The following is a 568-nucleotide window of genomic DNA, read 5'->3' on the forward strand; positions in this document are numbered from 1 at the left end:
TTATGATTGATGATATGCAAGTCTATATAGCCAATCTTGGCAAGTACAATGAGGGAGAACTGGTCGGGGACTGGTTCTCTTTTCCGTTGGACGAAGAAGTGATTGCAGAACGTATCGGCTTAAATGCAGAGTACGAAGAATACGCAATCCATGATACGGACAACTTCCCGATGGAGATTAGCGAATACATTTCCATCGAAGAACTGAACCGTATCTATGAGCAGTTGGAAGAATTACCGGATTACCTGCTGGACGACTTGGACAGTTTTATATCCTGCTATGGAAGTCTGGAAGAACTGGTGGAACATAAGGACGACATCATTCTGTATTCCGGCTGTGAAACAATGACCGATTTAGCCTACTATCTGATTGATGAAGAACAGATACTCGGAGAAATCCCGTCCTCTTTACAGAACTATATCGACTATGAAGCCTACGGGCGTGACCTCGATATAGAGGGGACATTTATTGCAACAAACGCTGGTATCTGTGAGGTACTGCGTTAAGGGCTGGCAGATCAGCACCGCCACTGGTGCTACTGTCAGCTTTTCTCTTGGGGGCAGTCTGG

1 protein-coding gene is annotated in these 568 nt (G+C 45.6%); it reads left to right on the forward strand.

What is annotated here, in order from left to right; all coding sequences use genetic code 11:
- Nucleotides 1-5: 5 nt before the first annotated feature.
- A complete protein-coding gene (locus tag GPK60_RS10760) occupies nt 6-506 on the forward strand; it encodes an antirestriction protein ArdA (protein ID WP_199664582.1) in 501 nt (166 codons plus the stop codon).
- The last annotated feature ends 62 nt before the right edge of the window (nt 507-568 follow it).

The sequence above is a fragment of the Ruminococcus sp. MCC718 genome, from assembly GCF_018783905.1.
GTDB lineage: Bacteria > Bacillota > Clostridia > Lachnospirales > Lachnospiraceae > Hominisplanchenecus > Hominisplanchenecus faecis.